Consider the following 19,644-nt stretch of genomic DNA (forward strand, 5'->3'; position numbering starts at 1 on the left):
CTTCAACGTCCCCGTTCGGCAGACATGTCAGAGTCTCGGACTAGGGTCGCGTCCAGTCCAAGTGGCCAGTCATCGAAGGGGAGTCAGCATGCACGTGCGCAAGTGGTCCAGGTACACGGAGGAAGAGAAGCAGAGGCTGGGGCGGGGCCTTGAGACGGTTCTCAGGGAGGGAGGTGCTCCGGATGCGGAGGCGTTTCTCGCCAGGGGCGACGGTGGTGTAGTAATTGAGATTTCTGCTCCGCCATATGAGGGAGACCTGGACCGGTACGGTCGCGCGCCCATCGATGTCCGGAACTCCTGGGCCGCCGAAGCAGTCCGAGGGATCCGGCTTCTCGCCGAGCAGGTTGGCATCGACCTTACCTGTCACGGTGAGCACACCAACTACGGCAATCGGCCCACCTTCTCCACAGGCCCTCACTCCGGGTTCGTGCACATCACGCTTCCATGGACGGACGTCGATCACCTGTTAGCTGCACTTGCGAGTGTGGCGCCGCTTGTGCCAGCAGCGGTGCCGCAGCCAGACCCAGCTGAGGTTGAGGGGCGCGCGAATCAAGTCGGCGAATCGACCGAGGTGATCGCCTGTATGGAGGCTGTCACTGCTGCAGGAATAGCCCTGACACAGGCCATAACAGCTCTGCGCGCAGTCGCGCGTGACGCAGGGGTAGAAACGTACGCCGCTTCGCAGCACCGCTTGAGGGGTGTCCACGCCGCCGTTCCGAATAACGCTGACCATCGAATTCCCGGCCCCGATATCTACGATCCGTTCTGGGACGACCCGGTCGGCAGATACCTCATTCAGGTCAACTACCACCTGGCTGGCCTGCGAGGTATCGAGACGTCAAGGCTCCAGGGCGTCGTCGATGCGAGTGGGAAGAATGACCAACACCAGGATGGCGAGTACACGCTGAACACGGCCCACATCGCCGAGGCGATCGTGCGGTTCGAGCCAGGCATCGACTACGACCGCTTTCATGTCTACATGCAGGTTATGCGTGTGCATGCGACTGAGCGGAACTACGCAGAAGCACGTGAACCCTCCCTTCGGCTTGAGCGCGAGGCAGCTGAGTGCGCCAAGCGCGAGGCATCCCTGCAGAAGCAGATGGAAGACCGGCAGGCTGCGGTCCGGGCACGGGAAGCGCGCGCCGCCGCTGCTGCCGAGCGGAAGGCCAGGGCGGCTCAAGCTCGGGACGCCAAACCAAAAGACGTCTTCTATGTCGTTACAGGCACAGACCGGGTGACCGGCAAACCCGGGGTCAAGTTCGGCATCAGCAATGGGTACGGAGAGACCCGACTTTCACAGCACGCCCGCGACGGTTACAACACGCGACACCGGCTCTTCGCCGGTCTTCCTGAGGGGACCGCCCGAGAGGCGGAGAAGGGGATGCTGGCGCGCCTCAAGAACGCAGGCCATCGGCCGCTGCACGGGCGGGAGTATTACCCGCAGGCCGCCCTTATATTGATTCTGGACTCGCTGGATGGTGACTTGACCCCTGCTGCTGAAGCGGTGGACAAGGAAATCAAGGCATTGACCGGCTGATTGCGCCCACCAGCGGGTCAGCGGACCTCGAACGGGGCGCCACTTAGTCCGAAGCACTCAGGAGTCAGTGGTAAGGCGCACTGTTCCAACCTGCGGATTGGTTGGCACTCTGCGGGGGCCGGGGCGCCTGTGCTGGTAGCGTCGCGGAGACCTGGTAGGCCGACCATCGGCCATACAATGAGGCTACGGACCCCCGAAGAACGATCCAAAAGCGTCAAGCATCGGGCGAGCGGTCTTCTTGAACAAAATGAACAGCATGACGATCGCGAAGCCGGCTGCGAGCAGTGTCTGTGCCAGTTCCGGGAGTTCCAAGAGCGAGGCCAGTACCGCGCCGACGACTCCAGCCGCGAAGACCCCAGCGATTCTGAGCGGTTCGTAGTCCGGTGCGGGGTCGATGCCCGCAAGGGCGTGATCGTCGTGATCGAGGAGTTCGCCGACCTTGCCTTCCGCGTACCTTTCAGCAACGGTGACCAAGATCCGTGTCATCTCCTTCAACGCAGGGCCCGGTTCGATGTCCTGTTGGGCTTCGGCGAGTCGCAGCGCCATCACAACCTTCGCGGCGTGCAGCTTCAACTCAAGGCGCTGGTGTCGTCTGGGCCTGCCGTTGCGCGTCCGCCAGGCGTTGCGGATGACGCGCTCGACGCGGTGCACCTTGATCCGTGGTGCGTCCAGGAGGGAAGGCGCCGCTTCTGTCTCCAGGTAGGCACGAGCTGCCTGGGTAGCCGCGGAGAGCAGCATCCCGACGGGGCGGAAGCGAGCCTCCGCCAGGCGTTCGTCACCCAAACTGCGTCGTCGTTGGCTGCGCTGGCCATCGCGGCCGAAGAATGCCGCTGTCCGGGAGAAGGCTGCGCTACCGATGATCAGACAGATCATGAACGCAGGGCCGGCCAAGTAGTTCAATGCGACCCCGGGATGCTCACGGATTAGATCCAACCACCTGGGTGCCTGTGCACGGAGATCCTGCAGGTTATCGATGTCACCAAAGAGCAACACGAACGGTGCGACCATCCAGCGAACTATGTCGTAGACGCCTGCAAAGAGGCTTCCTAGAGGGTCGGCCGAGGAGGGCGGAGGCAGCGGACGTGGTTCGCTGCGATGGAACTCGTTGGCTAGTGATAGAGCGATGGGCACCGAGAGCAACAGGATCATGCGCACAGGCATCCATACCAAGAACGCTGCGCACCAACGGATCACGGAGTTCGGTAGATCCATGGAGGGAGCTGGCCGGCCAGGCAGTACCTGAGGCAGGACCTCTCTGGCGGGGTCCAAGACGAGGCGCGAGAGGCGCAAAGCTGCCTGCCGATGCCGCCCTTGGACCGCCCTACGCAGCCGCCGCCAGGGATCACGCACTATCCGGTGCCACACAGCGATCGGCGTGAAGAACAAGATCAATAGCAGCACAGAGACGACGGTGATTCGAACGATCATCAGGCCAGAATGCAGCATGGGTGTGACACGGGCTGCTGAGTAGGGAATCTGCCACTCAGAACAACTCGTAGGGGTCCAGCCGACGATGCGCCGTCGAGCAAGAAGCCGGGACACGTCGACCCGCTTCGCAGGGTAACCGGCTGCCAGTCACCCGGAGGATCACCGTGAGGGCGGGAATCAGGACCACGTCCAGCGGCGGTCAAGACCGCCCGTCACGCGCCGCCGCACGAGGCCGCGTCCCGATCCGCAGAGCGGTACGTCACGTCGCCCGGTCCCGGCGGCGGGTTCGCTCGGCGGCGTAGCCGGCGTCGGAGGCGCCGGTCTCGGCGCTCCAGTTGGCTGCGGTCTGCGGGCAGAAGCCGAGGAGTCGGCTGAAGACGTAGGCGGGGAGTTCGGCCGCGAGGTCCATCAGGGAGGCGTTGCGGGTAGGGCGGGGTCGAATCCCGAGGGCTTTGAGCCTCTTCGAGAGGCTGGCCGGCTCCATGGGCCGGTCGGCGAGGGCGCCGGGGAACAGCCAGCGTCGGGGCCCGTGGTCGAGGACGGGGGCCTTACCGACCGAGTGGTCGACCAGCTCGCGGATCACCGCGTCCAGTGGAGCCGGGATCTCCACTGGGTGGGTGCCCAGGCGCAGGCGCAGGCGCAGGATGGTGCCGTCGTCGAGGACATCGTCGTGGCCCAGGCAGGCAATCCGAGCCGGCGGTTGGGCGAACAGCAGCAGGAGCAGTCCGGCCGTGCGGTCGCGGACAGCGATGGCTGGATCCCGGACGAGGCGGTGCACCAGTTTCCAGCGGGCGTCGGCGGCCAGGACGTCGGCGGCGAAGGAGCTCGTGTAGAGGGGTGCGGTCAGAGGCCGGGTATGCCCGTGGAGGCTGGTCCAGTGGAGGAAGGCACGGACCAGCTGGCGGCCGGGGGTACCGGTGGTGAGGTAGGCGTCGATGTGGTCTTGGGTGCAGGAGGCGAGGCTGGCTTCTTGCCCGGGGAGCCATTCCAGCAGGCGGACGATCGCGCGCACCTCGTGCCGGATCCCGTCGGCCTGGCCGCGGGTGGTGGCCTGGTGTGCAGGCTGTCGGCGGAGCCGGCGCAGGGGCTGCCAACGGGCCCAGCGCTCGGCGATCCGCCGCTCGCCCGGATCGGGAATCCGGGCGAGCACCTTGGGAAGCCATGCCTCGATGCGGGCCAGGTGCTCGTCCCGGGCAGGTAGCGCGCCACCCGCGACGAGGAGGGCCCGAAGATGGTCGGCGACCGTACCGTCGGCCACGGCGTCGAGGGTCTCGTGGGTGACCGGGCCGGTGCCGGCCGCGAGCTTCAGGAAGGCGTCGCGTCGTACCGGGGTCTTGTGGATCCAGCGCAGCACCGTGTGGGCATCGACTGCCATCAGCGTGGCGAGGACGGGCGCAAGTTCGGCCCGGATACGTCCATCGGGGCCCGCGAGTACCGCGCGCAGGCTCCGCTCGCGGGCGCACCCGGCGCACAGGCCGCGGTGGTAGAGCCGGGCCACGGTGCGGCACCGGGTGCAGGGCTTCTTGGCCCGGGGGTCCTTGGCCCAGCAGGTCTGGCACAGCCTCCGGCCGTCCTGCGTAAGCCCGGCAGACCGGTAGGTCTTGCCGCATCCGGCACACGGGCGGGGAGTGTGGCCGCACGCTGAGCAGATGGGCTCCCCCGCCGCGGTACGGTTGTTGACCCGGCGGTGCTGTCCGCAGCGCACGCACACCTCCTGCGTCCGGGCCTTGGCCGTGCACGGCTGGCAGCGCGGTGTCGGGGTGGCCGCGAACCAGCACGGTCGCCAGGCCCCGCAGGTCGCGCACAGCGCGTAGGGGTTGGTGCGGCAAGCCGGGCAGAGTCCGCCGCCGGCCGTGCGGACTGTTCGCAGCCGCAGCTCGCCGCATCCGTCGCAGCGTTGATGGTGCAGGGAATCCCGCTGCCGGCACGGCGCGCACACAGGACGGCCTTCGCCGTCGTACCCACCGCGAGGCCGTTCCCGTCCGCACAGGGTGCACAGGGTGCACAGGGCGAGCCGGGTCGCGTTCCAGCAGCGGGTGCAACACCGCTTTCCTTCTCGCTGACTGCGCAGATCCGTCGTGGTGCGACACCACGGGCAGACAGGCACCACCACCCCTGCGGCACCACGCTCGACCAGGGCAGCGGCCAGGGTCGAGATCGCCCTGGGGCCCTCGGCTCCGGCGCCGGTCAGCAGCTCGGGCCGACCCTCCAGCACCCACCACAGACGCAGTTGGCCGGAGCGGGTGCGCTCGACACGGCGGACCAGCGCTTCGAGGTCACGGTGCCCGAGCCCGGTGGTCGCGGTCAGCAGCCGGGCAATCTCCGCGACCGGATCGAGGTCCGGGTCCGGCGGGTGAGAGCGGCAACGAGGCTGGCCCTCCCGGTCCCGGCCGACGAAGTCCGCTCGGCCGCACTCGACACAGCGGATCTCCTCGATCCTGGTCCGGTTGTAGCAGGAGGTGCACGTACGGCCCTGCGAGGACACCGCCGTCAGCGGACGCTGCTTCCCACACCCGGCGCAGAACGGCATGACCACACCGTCGGCACCCGCGTCGATCAAAGTGCTGATCAGCCGTTCCACCGCCCGCGGCCCCTGCGGACGGCCTGAGGTCAGCAGATCCGGCTCGGCCTCCAGGACGCGAGCCAGTTCGCGCCGCTGAGGCCGCAGGCGGAACACCTTCTCCACCATCGCAGCCACTCCCAGCGACGCACAGGAGGGATCCGCGGCACACACCACCTCCTCCACGACCGCCTCCGGCTCCGTCTGCCAGCGCACCGGTCCCATACCTCTGCCCTACCTCGCTCCGTCCGGCGCCCCGGATCCGCCGTCAGCTTGCGGCAGGACCCGGGCACGGCGGGGCCGGAACTCCCCCACGCCACCCGCGCCCCCGCGCTCTTGCTGGGACTGCCCCGCCGCCCGGCGACCAGCTGTCGCCTGGGCCGCGACCGGTTCGATGAGGTCCTCCATCCGGCAGTCCAAGATGTCCATCAAGGCCATCAGGATCGCCAGGTTCAGCCGCTCGGGACGCTCGGTCACCAGCCGATAGGTCTGCGACGGCGACAGGACGATCCCCCGCTCGGCGAGCGGCGCCTTCAGGTCCGTCGTGGAGAACATCCCCTTCATCGCCATCACCTCCCGCAGGTGCCACCGGTAGTCCAACTTCCGCACCACGTAACCCTCCCCAGCCTCACGAGCCCTGGTCGGCGCCGAGGGCCCGGTCCAGCATCCGCCTCATCATCGTGTTCATGAAGTCCCCGCTCACGCCCGTGTAGAGCGCGGTCGTCGAGGCATAGCGGTGGCCCACCTGCCGCTGCACGAACGCCGGGTCCGCACCGTCCTCGATCTGGTGCGTGACGTGGCTGTGCCGCAGGCAGTGCGGCACCAGATCCGGATCCAGCCCTAATGCGTCTCGATAGGAGGCGAACCGTTCCTCGATCTCCCGCGGCTGCAGCCGCCCGCCCCGCTCCGTCAACCACAACGCCGGACTCGACCCGGCCCCCGCGTACCGGGGCCGGACATGCCGCACGTAGTCCGCGACCGCCTCCACCGCCCACGGCATCACCGACAACGTCGTCCGCCGCCGCCAGGGCGAGCCCTTCGTACGCTTCCCGTACCGCACGTGCAGGGCACCGAACTCACCCAGCTCCGGTGCCTGCGCGTTGCGGTAGAAGTCCACGGTGTCCAACCGCGAGGTCTCCGTGCACCGGCACCCCCACCCGTACATGACCTTGAAGACCGTCGCGTCCCGGTACGCCGCCAGGGCACCCTTCCGGCCGAGCCGGACCGCCCGCTCGACCTGCTCGTCGGCGTAGTCGAAGAACGCCTGCAGCTCGGCCCGCGTCATCGGCCGCCGTCCGGGCCGCCCTTCGCACTCCACAAGGTGGGCCACGGTGTTCCACTCGTGGCAGATCTGCACCGGGTGCGTGCCGAAGCGTTCCTCGCACTCCGTCGGCCACTGGTAGTGCGGCGAGGTGATGTAGTCGCCGAACATCCTGATCGCGCCCTGGTACCCGCGGATCGTCGACTCGGCCCGGTGTAGCACGCCGATCAGGTGCGTCATCCACTCATCGAGGTCGCCGGCAGTCCACTGCCAGGGGTAAGTGTTCACGAATTCCGCGAACCGCTCCACTACCCGGCGCCGGTCCCCGATCGTCTGCGGCTGCAACCGCCGGCCGCCCCGTTGCTGTCGAGTCCAGCCCTCCAGCATCGCCTCGAAGACCGCGTCCTCCGGACGCAGCAGGGACACCCCCTGCAACAGCACCAGCCGCGCGGACGCGTCCCCGAGACCACCGCCAAGCACCCCAGACCACCTCCGTCCGTCGCATGAATCGTGCATCCAATGCACGACCCTCCGCAACGGCGCAGGTCACCACCCCAACCGCCCATGAAAGGCACTCGATTTGAAGCCGCAGAACAACCGCCTGACCTCGAACGTATCGCCCATCAAACGGAATTCCCCGGGGGTACGCACCAAATGGCAGACCGTCCACAGCTGTGGACACGAAGTCACCCACGACCTGTCCGACCGCCCCGCCGACTGCCGGGCGTCCTTCGCCCGCTGGCTCGCAGGCCGCGACTGCACTGACTGTTGGAAGGCCGCCCGCGACAACGACACCGCGTCGAAGGAAGCCTGGCTGGCCGCACGCCGCGCCGAGGAACAGGCCGCCGCGAAGGCATGGACCGAACAGTTCGACATGCCGCCCCTGGAGGGCCCCGAGCGTGCCCTGGAGTGGGGCGAGCGCTCCCGCTACCAGCTGGCCACCGCCGCCTACACCGCGCTGGTCACCGAAGGCACCTGGGACGAGGCGGACTGGGCCGTGCTGGAGGAGAAGGTCCGCACGGTCACTCGGGCCGGGTGGTGGATCGACCAGCGGGAAGCCGAGGGCACCGACCTGCCGGAACTGCTCGACGCAGCAGGCGAAGCGGACCGCGGTACGGAGAACCCGTTCCGGTGACCGCCGCGCCGGGACGACGACAGGGGCGGACATGTATAGCGGACGATCCCCGGTTAGCCAAACCGGGGATCCTCCAGACCATTGAAAGTGCTGGCCCCACCGCCAGCCGTGCTCTTCGCAGAGAGGATTTTGCCGTGCCCGAAGCCGTCTCCCGCGACGCGTACATACCCGCCGACACCATCACCCGCGACCGGGACATCACCCACGCCCATTTCGCCCCTGGCGACCAGATCGTGGTGATCAAGGGCGTCGCGGACGGTGAACTGTGGGGCGACGCGATGGCGGTGGTCACCCCGTCCTGGCACACCCCCACCGAGGAGGACGGATGGCGGCTGCGCGATCCCAACGGCGGCGCGCTGTCCTTCATCACCGGGCACTCCCGCTACCTCGTCCACCTCTCCGAGTGCTGCCCGGACTGCCTGATCTACCAGCGCGCCCTGGCGGACTACCTGCTGCCGAAGGTCGGCGGGACCAAGCCCGTGGACGTCGGCTGGTACTCCATCGTGGACCTGAACCAGCTTGTCCACGCCGCGGACAAGCGGAGCGCCCGGTGATCGCCCGCCTGCACCGCCGGCAGCACACCGCCGAGGCCGCGCTGGGCAACGCGCTGGAGCGTCCGGTCAGCTTCACCCGCGAGCTCAGCCACCGCATCGTGGCGTCCTGGGACCGGCTGGACCTGCGCTCCGAGTTTGCCGAGCGGGAGGGATGGAGCGAGGTCCAATGGGCCGCGCACCTCAGCCAGGCACAGCCGCGCTCGGAGGCGGGCGATTCGCCTCGTTTCCTTCATTTCGGCATCCGGCTGCACCGCATGGACCGGCCGCTCGCCCCGGCGCAGTGGTCGGAGATCGCCCATCGTCTGGCCCGCACCGCGGGCCTGGCAGCGCCTGCGGACGGCGAGCCTTGCCGGTGGATTGCTCTCCAGTTCCGCCACGGGCGACTGGATGTGATCGCCAGCCTGGTCCGCGAGGACGGGACCCTGACCCGCGCCCCGCGGCGGCTGGCCGAGGAACTCGCCCGGCAGGCCCGGATCCTCGAGTCCGAGTTCGACCTCGTCCCCGCCCGGCCCCCGGCCGCCCGCGAGGAGCAGGTGATCGCCGACCCCCTGGTCGCCGCGGAAGCCACGCCCGCGCAGATCGCGGAGCAGATCCGCGCCCTCACCGACGAGGTGAACGGCAGCCTTGCCCAGGCCCGGCGCCTGGCCGAACAGGCCGGCCACCAGTTGGCGACACGGCCCGAGGTGTACGCCCGGCGCGGCGCGCACCAGCTGGAGTGGGCCGCCGGGCGTCTGTACGGGCTCCTCCACGACCTCGAAGGCACGGCCGAGACGCTGGCCAACCCGCCCGCACTGCTGCGCAACGCCCTGGTCCGCTCCACTCGGCGCCCCGCCCGCACGGCGCGGCGCTCCCGCTGAGCCCGTCATCGAAGGGAGCCTGTTTGCCCCTGGCCGAACGCCACCTCACCCTGCGGCGCGACCCGCACTCCGGTGAAGTCCTCGCCCGCGGCGGCGACGCCGTCGCCCGCAGCATCCTTGAGCGCACCGGCTTCGTCCCCGTCATCCGCTACCACGACCGCTACCACCGGCTGCCGAAGAACCTCGGCCGGGCCGAGGAGGAGCACTTGGCCACGCGCGCCGTGGCCCGCCTGCAGGCCGTCGGCTACGCCGTCGAGGCGGACACCGCTTTCGCCACCGAACACCGTGAGCCGTACTACCTGCCCCTCGGCGCCCAGGTCGCGCACCTCGCCGCCCGTATCCGCGAAGCCGAATCCACCGAGGACGTCGCGGCAGCCCTGACCGAGCTGACCGCCGACCACGACGGCATCCTGCCCGCTTTGGTCGAAGTCCTGTCCGCCGCAGCCGACTTCTACGAGCACCTTGGCGGACCGGCCGACCGCTACACCGCGAGGCGGCTGCGCTACCTGTCAGGGGAGCGGCTCGCCGTCATCGACGCCGACCTGCGCACCACGCGCAACGAACTCGCCGACCGGCACACCACTCATCCCCACCGCAGCACCTGCACCGGCGAGGTCGGTCCCGGTGAGACCGAGGCGTCAACCGTCTGTCCCTGCCCCGTCCCGGTCACCACCCGGCTGCCCTCCGCACCGGCCGCGCTGCCGCCCGGCCCCGCCGGCCGACACCGCTGACCCACCCCGTCCCGTCACGCTTTGAGGAATCCATGCCCGCCCACCGCCACGAGGAGCTCGGCGCCTTCGCCGCGATCCTCACCCAGCTCCTGCCCGGCGCCTGGACCCACCAGCTCCGCCTGCACACCGCCCACGACGACCAGTTCTTCCTCACCTCCGACGTGTGGGACATGAACCAGGTCGCGGAAGCCATCGCCACCACCACCCTCACGCACGACGCCATCCTGACCCGCGACGACGGCCTGCGCCTGTTCCTCATGGACCACCCCCGCCACGAGGACACCTTACTCATCGCCGCCATGGCCCCTGCGGACACGGCCGCCGAAGCCTTCCGCGGCGTACCCGAGCCGGACGGCATCGCGATACCCGACGACCCCGAGCAGGCCGCCGACGCCATCACCACCCGCCTCCTGCCCCGCTACGAAACCGCCCTCGCCCACGTCCGCCACAACCCCGCCCGCCTCACAGCCACCGCGGCCGGGCCGCACACCGTCGAGATGACCTGGACCGATGACGGCTCCCTCACCGCCGCGGCCACCAGCGACAAGGCCGCACAGATCCTCGCCGCCAACGGATTCATCCACGACCCCGACCGGCAGACGTACGTCCTCTCCGGTGACGACACCGCCGTCCAGGCCCGCCACGTACGCACCGCCGGCACCCAGCTCGCCGCCCTCGGCATCGGCGTCGCCCTGCGCCACCCCGCCGCCCACCCCGCCATCGACACGACCCCCGTCCCGGTCCCACGCCAGCACACGGCGGGCAAGGCCCGGTCCCGGTGAAGAAGCCCGATGGCTCGCCGGACCCCCGCACGAACCTGATCGCGGCGTTGGATTCCGCCCGCACCCGCTGATGCCCTGGGCCCCCGCCGCGTCCTTCCCTCCCGCCCGAGGAACCCATGCCCCCCGCACGCCCCGACCTGGCCGCCTACGCCGGCGCCCTCGCCACCCGGCTGCCCGGCACCTGGACCACCGCCTACAGCCGCCACGCCGCCTACGCCGACCAGCTCCCCACCACCGCGGCAGTCTGGGACGCCGGCGCCGTCGGATACGCCGCGTCCAACTACGTCCTTCACCACCAGGCCGTGCTCGCCCGCCGTGACGGCGCCCGCCTGCTGCTCTTCGACCGTCCCCTGCACCCCCGCCAGCTCATGGTCGGCGCCCTGGAGCCGGAGGCCCACCACGACGCCTTCCACGGCGTGGCCGAACCCAACGGCATCACCGTCCCCGCCGACCCCGCCCGAGCCGCCGCCCAGGTCGCCCGCCGCCTGCTGCCCCGCTACGAGGCCGCCCTGCGCCAGGTCCGGCACAACACCGCACACCCTCCGCCGCGGCGGCCGGCACCACCCGTGATCACCGGAATGGTGAGCATCGCCTGGTATCCCGACGGCGTGGTCGGCGCCGTCACCGGGCCCGCGCCGCCACCTCCGCCTTGTACGGCGCCGGGTTCCAATTCCACCCCTACCAGCGGATGTTCCTGCTCCCCGCCTCCCTGGACGACCGCGAGCAGATAGCCCGCATCGACATGGCCGCCCAGCACCTGGCCCAGATCGGCGTCGGTGTCACGGTGCGCCCAGCCCCGGCCGCCACTCCCGTGACGCAGCCCGCCCCCCGACCGGCCCTGCCGAGCGCCACCTCCGCCCCAGGCCGCTGACCCCAACCCCGTCCCCCTTTTGAAGGAGTCCCCGCCTTGGGCAATCTCGCCGATGAATCCGGCACCGACGTCGAGATCTACCGCCGGGCCTTCACTCCCGACGCCATCCACATCGTCAGCCGCGCCGACGCTCCCGAAGAACTCCTGGCGCTCCTCGACGGCGCCGGTCTGGAGCGCAAGGCCGAGGCCATCTACACCTGGCACGAAACCCCCCAGGGCCTGAGCGAGGCCGCGCAGAAGCAGCTGGTCACCCGCGCCGTGCTCCCGCTCCTGATCGCCGACTACAAGGTCAACATCGACCCCGACGTCTACGACGTGACCGCCTGGGCGCAGAACCTTCGCGAGCACCGCACCGCGCAGGCCCAGGCCCAGACCTCAGGAACGCCGGCCCCTCCGCCCCCGGGCCCGGCGGGCCCCCACCCAGGCCGTACCCGCTGACCCCCAGCCCTCAGACAAGGGCCCGGTCCGGCCCCACCGGGCCGGCCGGGCCACGTCACCCACCGGAGCACCCACGATCACCAAGCCCCCGCAGCTCCCTGCGCCGATCACGGCAGACCGCCGTCCGCGCCTTGCCGTCTTCTTGATGCGCCGCTACCTACGCGCCGTGACCGCCGCAGCCGCCGACCGCCACCACGTACTCGCCACCGGACCTTTCGGCGTGCTGGATGAATCCCGCCGCCGATCCCCTCGCCCCTGACCGGGAGGACCATGACCGACCCGACCCCCGACCCCGTACTGCTGGCACGGCACATCGCCCAACAGATCAGCCGACTCACCGAACACCTTGCCGGCGCGCCGCCTCGGCAGGCCGCCCAGATCCTCGGACACGTCCTGGCACCCGACGGAGTCCTAGACGGGATGACCGGCCTGGTCGCCGCCGGCTCCCGCTTCGCCAAGGACCGCGCCACCGCCGGAGCTCTGCCGCCGAAGGTGTGGCTCGCCCTCGGCCGCGCCTCGAACGATCTCGACGCCATATGCGGTGACCTCGCCGAGCACACCGAAGACCTCTACCGACTCACCCAGGCCCCGGCAACCGCCACAGCCCGGCCGGTCGCATCCGCCCTCGTCGCACGGAGGCACCGGTGAAGAAGCAGCAGTGGACCGGCTGGGGGCCTGCCGCCGACCAGGCCGAGCAGCACTACCTGATCGAACCCCGCCACCTCGGCGGCGGCGGCGACCCCCGTTACATCGCCGAGTACCTGCGCGCCTCCGGCTGGAGCGACCACACCCGCAGCGGCGGACCGTACGTCTTCGACAGCCCCGACCGCACCGTGCGCATCGGCTACGACCCCACCACGATGCCCGGCGGCTGGACCGTCTCCGGGCACGCCGTCGGCGAACACCAGCCCGCCTGGCAGGCCACGTTCACCATGGCCGTCCCCGTCGAGATCGTCGCCGGCCTCACCGACAGCCTGACCAAGCCGCGCTCCGCCCACGCCCCCAACGTGTGGGCCCCGCTCGAGGAGAACGAGTGGGAGACCGAACGCGGACAGCACTTCACTGCCGTCTCCCCGGACCGCAACGCCTGGGTCCAGTACCACCAGAGCGAACCCGGCCAGGCCCACTGGTGGGCCGGAGCCCGCACCGAACACGGCCGCGCCTGGGACGCGGTGTTCAGCTCCACCACCCCCCTCCACCTCGTCCAGGGCTTCGCGACGGCGCTCGCCGACCCCACCCCGGTGATGCGGCCCCGCGGGCATGTCCCCGCCACGAAGTGGATCACGACCACGTCCGTGTCCGTACGGCCCTCCGAGCTCGGCGCATGGCAGCAGGCCCGGATCACCGCCGCCCGCGCCGCGACCTGGGCCCGCAACTCCTGGGCCGCCGCCCGCCCCCGCAAACACACCCCCACGCCCTCCGCCGGCCCTCACGCGGCAGCAGGCGCACGCGGCCGGCGGTAACCCCTGAAAGGAGACAGCTCCCCTCCGTGAGCATCAGTGAGCGGCAACTGGCCGCCTTCGCCGCCGACCACAATGTCTACGGCTCACCCGTCAGCCCCCGCTACCTCGCCGGCCCCGGCGACCCGCGGCACGTCACCCACACCCTGAGGTCCGCCGGCTGGACCGCCTCCTCCGACCCTCTCCAGCCATCCCTCCGCATGGACAGCCCCGACCATTCGCTGCGCCTGGACATCAACTTCGCCGAGCACCGCTCCGGCTGGAGGGTCAGTACCGACTTCGGGCGCACCTACTGGTCGGCCTCGTTCAGCACCGCCACGCCGGTGGAGATCGTCGCCGGACTGACCGACGCCCTCATACGGCCCGAACCCAAGATTTCCGCACGCTCGGTCGCGGACATCCTCACCGCCCGCGGCTGGCAGCACACCACTGACGAGGCAGGGACGCAGACCCTGCTGTCCCCGGACGGCACCGCCCAGGCGGAACTCCGCGTCTCTCCTTCGATCGGGGTGACCGGATGGACGTTCACCGCCGCCTCCCATCATGACGAGTTCGGCCCCCGAGGGCTGCTGTGGCGGGCCGACTTCCGCGAGACCACCCCGCCCCACCTCCTGGCCGCCGTCACCGCCGCCGTGTGCCACCCCGCCCCCGTCCTGCGCGCCCGCTTCGACCACGTCTCCAGCCCCCACGTACGCGTCGACGCGGAGTGCGCCATCGGCGACGCCATGGTCGCCGCCCACAAGCGGCGCCTGGCCCACGCCCGGCGCCACCGTCCCCGCCCCGTCCAGCACACCCCGGGCGCGGCAGTCCCCGCGCCCGCCGCCGGTGCGACCACAGCCAGCCCCACCCAATAGGCCCGCCGCCCCTCTTGCTGCTCCTAGGAAGCCGTACCGCGTGCCCCTGCCCACCGAAGAACTACAACAGCGCTCCCTTGACCGGCTCGCCCGGTACATCACGGAGGCCGAGGAGATCCTCGCGTCCTGGGACGCCTACTCCGACGAGCACACCGACGCCGACGACTGGCCGCACGACCCCGCCGCCTACGACGCGCGGCAACGCCGCCGCGACGCCGACACCTGGCGCGCGTTCACCCGGATCCGCAGCACCGCCGCCTCCTACCTGTACACCGCGGAGAAACAGCTGCGGCACCTCGCTCCGACCGCCGCCGCACCCCGGTGCGCCTGGCAGCTCAAGGAACTGCGCACCTCACTCACCGCGATCCACACCCTCCAGGCCGAGTGGCTCACCGTGCTCGGCACGCTGCCGGACCGGGCGGTGCCGGGCACCGAGGAGTACGACGAGCCGCTGGCCGAACGCAACGCTGAAGCCTGGCACCACCTCTACACCTGGGCTGGCCACGGCCACGCCATCCTGGACATCCACACCGCCGCCCAGCACCACCTGCTCCCCGCCGCCCCCACCACGACGGCGGTCGCCGCCACCGCCGTTCCCCGGCCAACGCCCATCTCCAGGAGAACCCTCTGACCGACACCGCAGGCCCCCTCGTCGAACAGGCCCTCGTCCATCCCCGCTACCTCGCCGGCCCGGTGACCCGGCCTGGGTCACCGCCGCCCTGCACCGCGCCGCCGGGTGGAGCCACGGGCACGACCCGCTCGTGCCACGTACGCAGCTCACCAGCCCCGACCAGCTGGCGGTACTGTCCCTGGCGCCTGACCCAGACTTGCCCTGGTGGATCGTGCGCCACCACCGCACCGACGCGAACCCCGCGTGGTCGGTGAAGTTCGGCGCCCGCACCCCTGTCGAGATCATCGCCGCCCTCACCGACGCCCTTACCGCACCCACAGCCGCCCCCGCGGCAGGCAGCCCGTACGAGCCGCTTCTGGACGCCGGCTGGCAGCCGAGGGGTGACCATGACGGCTTGACCTCGCCCGACGGCATCGCCCACGTCGAGCACTTCACCGGCCGCGGCTTCAACAGCTGCTTCATCGATGTCGCCGTAGGCGGCGACCCCGAAGGCCAGGTCTGGAAGGCCTACCTCAGCGGCACCACCCCGGCCCGCCTGGTCACCGCCGTCACCCGCGCACTGGCCGACCCCACTCCCATCGCCCGCGACCCGAGCCCCCTGACGCACCTCGGCCAGCACCTGCACACCACCACCGTGCAGGTACCGGCCGCCGACGTGGCCTTCGCCCTCGAACGGCGCATCGACGCCCTCACCGCCCGCCGCCCCGGCGCCACACCCGCGCCCGCTCCACCGCCGCGGTCGACGCCCGCGCCCCGCCGCCTCCGCTGACCCTCTCCCCCTTCTGGAACCGCTCCCCTTGCCCAACTCCTCCTCGAACTCCGGCAACGACATAGCCTTCAAGGCGCTACTCGGCGCCATGGCCGTCATCATCCCCACATCCACCCTGGCCTGGCTCGGCGGCAACCTGCTCGCCTGGGCCACCGGCACCGGCGACTGGGTGCCCTACCAGCCGGCCGCCGCTCTCCTCCACCCCGACCAGCTGTGGCCCGCCGCGGATGAGACCGCACTGCTGATCGCCACCCGCATGCTGCCCGCCCTCATCCTCATCGCGCTCACCCTGAGCGGCCTCACATGGTGGCACCGCCGCGGCGCCGGCGGGGGGAAGCGGAAAGGTATCTCCGGGATGGCCAAGCGAGGCGACATCGAGCCGCTGCTCGCCAAGGCCATCACCGCCAAGGCCCGCTCCCTGCGCCCCAGCCTGAAGAACGCCAAGACCATCGACCCGGCCGACACCGGCGTCCTCCTCGGCAACCTCCAGGGCAGCCGGCACGAGGTCCGGATGGGGTACGAGGACGTGGCCGTCGCCATCATGGCCCCGCGCTCCGGCAAGACCACGTGCCTGGCGATCCCCGCCATCCTGGGTGCCCCCGGACCGGTCCTGCTCACCTCGAACAAGGCCGCCGGTGACGCCTACACCGCCACCCTCGACGCCCGCAGCCACATCGGGCGGGTCTGGTCGATGGACCCACAGCAGATCGCCCACGCCGAACGCGCCATGTGGTGGAACCCCCTCGCCGACGCCCGCACCCTCGACGGAGCGGGCCGCCTCGCCGGGCACTTCCTCGCCGCGAGCGTCGACGCCTCCCAGCAGGGCGACTTCTGGTCCAAGGCCGGATCCAACATCCTCAGCCAGTTGTTCCTCGCCGCAGCGCTGGACGAACGGCCGATCACCGACGTCATGCAGTGGCTGGCGTTCCCCGCGGACCGCACCCCGCTCGACATCCTGCGCGACCACCAGTTCACCGCGGTCGCCTCCCAGCTCAAGGGCACCGTCGAAGGCCCGCCGGAAACCCGCGACGGCATCTACGAGACCGCCCGCCAGTACGCCGCCGCCCTCCTCAACACCGAGATCGCCTCCTGGGTCACCCCGCAACGGGGAATCGCCGAGTTCCGGCCGTCGGAGTTCGTCACCAGCAGCGACACGCTGTTCCTGCTCAGCAAGGACGGCGGTGGCGGCGCGAGCGCCCTGATCGCCGCGTGCGCGGACTCCGTCATGCGGGCCGCAACCACCCAGGCCGAACGCGCCGGCGGACGCCTGGACCCGCCGATGCTCGCGATCCTCGACGAGGCCGCCAACGTGTGCAAGATCTCGGACCTCCCGGACCTGTACTCGCACCTCGGGTCGCGCGGGATCATCCCGATCACCATCCTGCAGTCCTACCGTCAGGGCCAGAAGGTGTGGGGCGACGCGGGCATGGACGCCATGTGGTCCGCCTCCACCGTCAAGGTCATCGGCTCCGGCATCGACGACCCCGACTTCGCCGACAAGCTGTCCCGCCTGATCGGCGACCACGACGTCGAGACGAAGTCCACCAGCGTCTCCGACTCGGGCAAGTCCACCTCCATCAGCATGCGGCAGGAACGCATCCTGCCCGCGGACGCGATCCGTGCGCTCCCCAAGGGCACCGCGCTGTGCTTCGCGACCGGCATGCGGGCCGCCATGCTCGACCTTCGCCCCTGGTACCTCGAGCCCGGCGCCGATGAGCTGTCCGCTGCCTCTGCCGCCGCATCGAAGGCGATCACCGCCCGCGCGGTCGCCAAGGCCGCGCCGCGCCAGTCCGACTACGGGACGGCTGCGTGAGCGGGCAGCGGCTGCACCTGGTACCGGTCCGCTCCCAGGACGCTAAGGCCTTCGTCGCCGCCTGGCACCGGCACCATCCGCCACCGGCCGGGCAGGTGTTCGCCATCGGCGCCGCAGACGAGGAAGGCACCCTCCGCGCGGTCGCGACCGTGGGCCGGCCCGTCGCCCGGCACCTCGACGACGGACAGACCCTGGAAGTCACCCGCACCTGCACCGACGGCGTCTTCAATGCCAACTCGATTCTCTACGGCGCCGCCTGGCGTGCGGCGAAGGCCCTCGGATACCGAAGGCTGGTCACCTACACGCAGGACGGAGAGTCCGGAGCCTCGCTGCGCGGGGCCGGGTGGCGGGTGATCGCCCGCCGCCCACCCCGTCCCGGCTGGCACACCCTCCCGGCCCCGCACCCCGCGCGGAACCGAGAACATCGCCCGCACCCTGTGGCAAGCCCCCTGACATCCAGCCTCCATCCGCCCCGAATCCGGAAACCGTTCTGTACGAACCGCGCGACCTGGACGACCTCAGCCCGCATGCTGCCGTCGACGCCATCATCAACGACCGCCGAGCCCACCCGATCCACCCAGGCCCGGCGGCAGCAAGCGCAAGCGGTACCCGTGCACGGGGCGGGCGTTGAAGGCCGACGCCGTTGCCGCCCGGCCGGCGGCCTTACACAGGAGCACCGAAACATGCCTGATCAAGCCAACCCGACCGCGGCCCGGGCCGTCGAGCGTCTGAGCCGCCTCGACGACGACTTCGCCGCCCCACCGGCCGCCACCACACCAGGAGGCACGCACTGACCTACGAACTCGACCTCACCGACGCACTGTTCCCCCTCACCCGGCGGCTGCTCGCCGACGCGGTCCAACTCGATCAACTCCACAAGCAGCAACGGGCGGAGCCGGATCTGCTGGCCACGGTCCGCACCGCAGACGCGATACGGCAGACACCGCTGGCCACCAGCAACTTGCTCACCACAGCAGCCCTGAGCAGCGCGAGGGGGATCGTCGACGGCCGGGAGGCCATCGCGCTCCTGCGGCATCTCGCCGAGGCCGCCTCGCTGGCCGCGCTGCGAGCGACGGACGCGGTCTGCGACCTCGCCCACGGCGACACCACGTCCGCAACCGTTTCCCTGACACAGGCTGCTGTCCACCTCGCCGGAACACCGACGGCAGTACACCGTGTCGGTGAAGCCCTGCAGCGGCACGAGGGCTACCTCCACGCCCAAGGCCTCCCCGTTCAGGAGGAGCCCGCTCCGGACCAGACCACCATCAAGGTCAGCGACGCCCAGCGCCGAGCGCTGGCCTCCCTCGCCCGAGGCGACGCCGTACTGCGCGAAGCGCACGGCGTCAGGGAGATCATCGCCGCACCAGCCTCGTACCTCTCGGTCCGGGCCACCACGGTCGACGCCCTCGCGTCCCGGGGCCTGGTCAGCCTGAAGGCCCTCCCGGAGCATCCGGGCCACCACAGCCTGCACGTCACGGCAGCCGGCATCCGCGCACTCCTCGCCGCCAGCTCCGCGCCCCGCCGCCGCCCGACCCGGCCCACCCGCACCACCGCTGCCGCAGCGGCATCGAAGGCACCTGCCAGGACGACCGCACGCGCAAGAGCCTGAGCACCCATCGCGACCGCACCGCCATCAGGCGCCCTGCCGGCCATCGGCACAGTCACGGCGTACGCATCGACACCCTGACCCCGGTGGAGAGCCCGCGCCTCGCCGCTCGACACCGCCAGCGGCCGACGCCCCTGCACCTTCCGCCCGCGTACCCACTACGGAGGCCCCTTCTGACCGAGCACACCTCCCGCGCGCTCCCACCGCCCTCCCACGACCGAGAGCCCTCGACCGAGACCCGGCCGTCCGCGCCTCCCGCTGACCCACCCCGGCCTTCCCGGCCAGCCGAGCAGCAACGACCGGACCGCTACAACTGGGAGCTGGCCCGCGGCCCGATCACCGCGTTCGGCGAAGCGA

At 70.8% G+C, this 19,644-nt stretch carries 19 protein-coding genes and 1 pseudogene; 16 read left to right on the plus strand and 4 right to left on the minus strand.

Features of this window, described 5'->3' with window-relative positions; all coding sequences use genetic code 11:
- The first annotated feature begins 88 nt into the window (after positions 1 to 88).
- Complete coding sequence (locus ACZ518_RS08870) at positions 89 to 1,537, plus strand: hypothetical protein (protein ID WP_469112299.1); 1,449 nt, start codon at positions 89 to 91, stop codon at positions 1,535 to 1,537.
- A 183-nt stretch (positions 1,538 to 1,720) separates the two neighbouring features.
- On the opposite strand, the gene ACZ518_RS08875 is transcribed toward ACZ518_RS08870, so the two are convergent.
- The 4 genes from ACZ518_RS08875 to ACZ518_RS08890 all read right to left on the minus strand — a co-directional run bounded on the left by ACZ518_RS08875 (position 1,721) and on the right by ACZ518_RS08890 (position 7,266).
- On the minus strand, positions 1,721 to 2,686 hold the full coding sequence (locus tag ACZ518_RS08875; protein WP_469112300.1) for a hypothetical protein: 966 nt from the start codon (positions 2,684 to 2,686) through the stop codon (positions 1,721 to 1,723).
- A gap of 538 nt (positions 2,687 to 3,224) precedes the next feature.
- A complete protein-coding gene (locus tag ACZ518_RS08880; protein ID WP_469112301.1) occupies positions 3,225 to 5,741 on the minus strand; it encodes a hypothetical protein in 2,517 nt (838 codons plus the stop codon).
- 18 nt (positions 5,742 to 5,759) lie between these two features.
- Positions 5,760 to 6,137 carry a helix-turn-helix domain-containing protein gene (locus tag ACZ518_RS08885; RefSeq protein WP_469112302.1) on the minus strand — a complete coding sequence of 126 codons (378 nt, stop codon included), beginning with the start codon at positions 6,135 to 6,137 and terminating at the stop codon, positions 5,760 to 5,762.
- Positions 6,138 to 6,153: 16 nt separating this feature from the next.
- The gene (locus ACZ518_RS08890) at positions 6,154 to 7,266 is read right to left on the minus strand and encodes a tyrosine-type recombinase/integrase (RefSeq protein ID WP_469112303.1); all 1,113 of its coding nucleotides are present in this window, start codon (positions 7,264 to 7,266) and stop codon (positions 6,154 to 6,156) included.
- Between the two features lie 217 nt (positions 7,267 to 7,483).
- On the opposite strand from ACZ518_RS08890, the gene ACZ518_RS08895 reads away from it, so the two are divergent.
- From ACZ518_RS08895 to ACZ518_RS08965, 15 genes and pseudogenes are all read left to right on the plus strand, one after another.
- Positions 7,484 to 7,921 carry a hypothetical protein gene (locus tag ACZ518_RS08895; RefSeq protein WP_469112356.1) on the plus strand — a complete coding sequence of 146 codons (438 nt, stop codon included), beginning with the start codon at positions 7,484 to 7,486 and terminating at the stop codon, positions 7,919 to 7,921.
- 134 nt (positions 7,922 to 8,055) lie between these two features.
- On the plus strand, positions 8,056 to 8,475 hold the full coding sequence (locus ACZ518_RS08900) for a hypothetical protein (protein ID WP_469112304.1): 420 nt from the start codon (positions 8,056 to 8,058) through the stop codon (positions 8,473 to 8,475).
- Positions 8,472 to 9,332 carry a hypothetical protein gene (locus ACZ518_RS08905; RefSeq protein ID WP_469112305.1) on the plus strand — a complete coding sequence of 287 codons (861 nt, stop codon included), beginning with the start codon at positions 8,472 to 8,474 and terminating at the stop codon, positions 9,330 to 9,332. Before ACZ518_RS08900 ends, ACZ518_RS08905 begins: the two co-directional genes overlap by 4 nt.
- Positions 9,333 to 9,355: 23 nt before the next feature.
- Positions 9,356 to 10,063 (plus strand): hypothetical protein, encoded by a 708-nt coding sequence (locus tag ACZ518_RS08910; RefSeq protein WP_469112306.1) that lies wholly within the window; start codon positions 9,356 to 9,358, stop codon positions 10,061 to 10,063.
- Positions 10,064 to 10,095: 32 nt separating this feature from the next.
- On the plus strand, positions 10,096 to 10,845 hold the full coding sequence (locus tag ACZ518_RS08915) for a hypothetical protein (protein WP_469112307.1): 750 nt from the start codon (positions 10,096 to 10,098) through the stop codon (positions 10,843 to 10,845).
- A 116-nt stretch (positions 10,846 to 10,961) separates the two neighbouring features.
- Entirely contained in the window at positions 10,962 to 11,576 is a 615-nt protein-coding gene (locus tag ACZ518_RS08920; protein WP_469112308.1) for a hypothetical protein, read from the plus strand.
- Between the two features lie 176 nt (positions 11,577 to 11,752).
- Positions 11,753 to 12,154 (plus strand): hypothetical protein, encoded by a 402-nt coding sequence (locus ACZ518_RS08925; protein WP_469112309.1) that lies wholly within the window; start codon positions 11,753 to 11,755, stop codon positions 12,152 to 12,154.
- Between the two features lie 270 nt (positions 12,155 to 12,424).
- Positions 12,425 to 12,802 (plus strand): type II secretion system F family protein, encoded by a 378-nt coding sequence (locus ACZ518_RS08930; RefSeq protein WP_469112310.1) that lies wholly within the window; start codon positions 12,425 to 12,427, stop codon positions 12,800 to 12,802.
- Positions 12,799 to 13,617, plus strand: coding sequence for an SPDY domain-containing protein (locus tag ACZ518_RS08935; RefSeq protein WP_469112311.1), 819 nt, complete (start codon positions 12,799 to 12,801; stop codon positions 13,615 to 13,617). The genes ACZ518_RS08930 and ACZ518_RS08935 overlap by 4 nt, the downstream gene beginning before the upstream one ends.
- 26 nt (positions 13,618 to 13,643) lie before the next feature.
- Entirely contained in the window at positions 13,644 to 14,468 is an 825-nt protein-coding gene (locus tag ACZ518_RS08940) for an SPDY domain-containing protein (protein ID WP_469112312.1), read from the plus strand.
- 40 nt (positions 14,469 to 14,508) lie between these two features.
- Positions 14,509 to 15,099: a hypothetical protein gene (locus ACZ518_RS08945; protein WP_469112313.1), complete on the plus strand. Its 591-nt coding sequence runs from the start codon at positions 14,509 to 14,511 to the stop codon at positions 15,097 to 15,099.
- A gap of 130 nt (positions 15,100 to 15,229) precedes the next feature.
- Positions 15,230 to 15,868: an SPDY domain-containing protein gene (locus tag ACZ518_RS08950; protein WP_469112314.1), complete on the plus strand. Its 639-nt coding sequence runs from the start codon at positions 15,230 to 15,232 to the stop codon at positions 15,866 to 15,868.
- Positions 15,869 to 15,956: 88 nt separating this feature from the next.
- The gene (locus ACZ518_RS08955) at positions 15,957 to 17,681 is read left to right on the plus strand and encodes a type IV secretory system conjugative DNA transfer family protein (protein WP_469112357.1); all 1,725 of its coding nucleotides are present in this window, start codon (positions 15,957 to 15,959) and stop codon (positions 17,679 to 17,681) included.
- Positions 17,678 to 18,034: pseudogene (locus ACZ518_RS08960) on the plus strand (XF1762 family protein); the annotation flags it as partial. The gene ACZ518_RS08955 and the pseudogene ACZ518_RS08960, both read left to right, overlap by 4 nt.
- A gap of 608 nt (positions 18,035 to 18,642) precedes the next feature.
- Positions 18,643 to 19,290 (plus strand): hypothetical protein, encoded by a 648-nt coding sequence (locus tag ACZ518_RS08965; protein WP_469112315.1) that lies wholly within the window; start codon positions 18,643 to 18,645, stop codon positions 19,288 to 19,290.
- Positions 19,291 to 19,644: the final 354 nt, after the last annotated feature.

Source organism: Streptomyces sp. NPDC033966, from assembly GCF_055575955.1.

Bases quoted from the DNA above. Each gene is read 5' to 3' on its own strand.
- ACZ518_RS08915 (WP_469112307.1), top strand. From the start codon at position 10,096: ATGCCCGCCCACCGCCACGAGGAGCTCGGCGCCTTCGCCGCGATCCTC.
- ACZ518_RS08955 (WP_469112357.1), top strand. From the start codon at position 15,957: ATGGCCGTCATCATCCCCACATCCACCCTGGCCTGGCTCGGCGGCAAC.
- ACZ518_RS08920 (WP_469112308.1), top strand. From the start codon at position 10,962: ATGCCCCCCGCACGCCCCGACCTGGCCGCCTACGCCGGCGCCCTCGCC.
- ACZ518_RS08930 (WP_469112310.1), top strand. From the start codon at position 12,425: ATGACCGACCCGACCCCCGACCCCGTACTGCTGGCACGGCACATCGCC.
- ACZ518_RS08875 (WP_469112300.1), bottom strand. From the start codon at position 2,686: ATGATCCTGTTGCTCTCGGTGCCCATCGCTCTATCACTAGCCAACGAG.
- ACZ518_RS08870 (WP_469112299.1), top strand. From the start codon at position 89: ATGCACGTGCGCAAGTGGTCCAGGTACACGGAGGAAGAGAAGCAGAGG.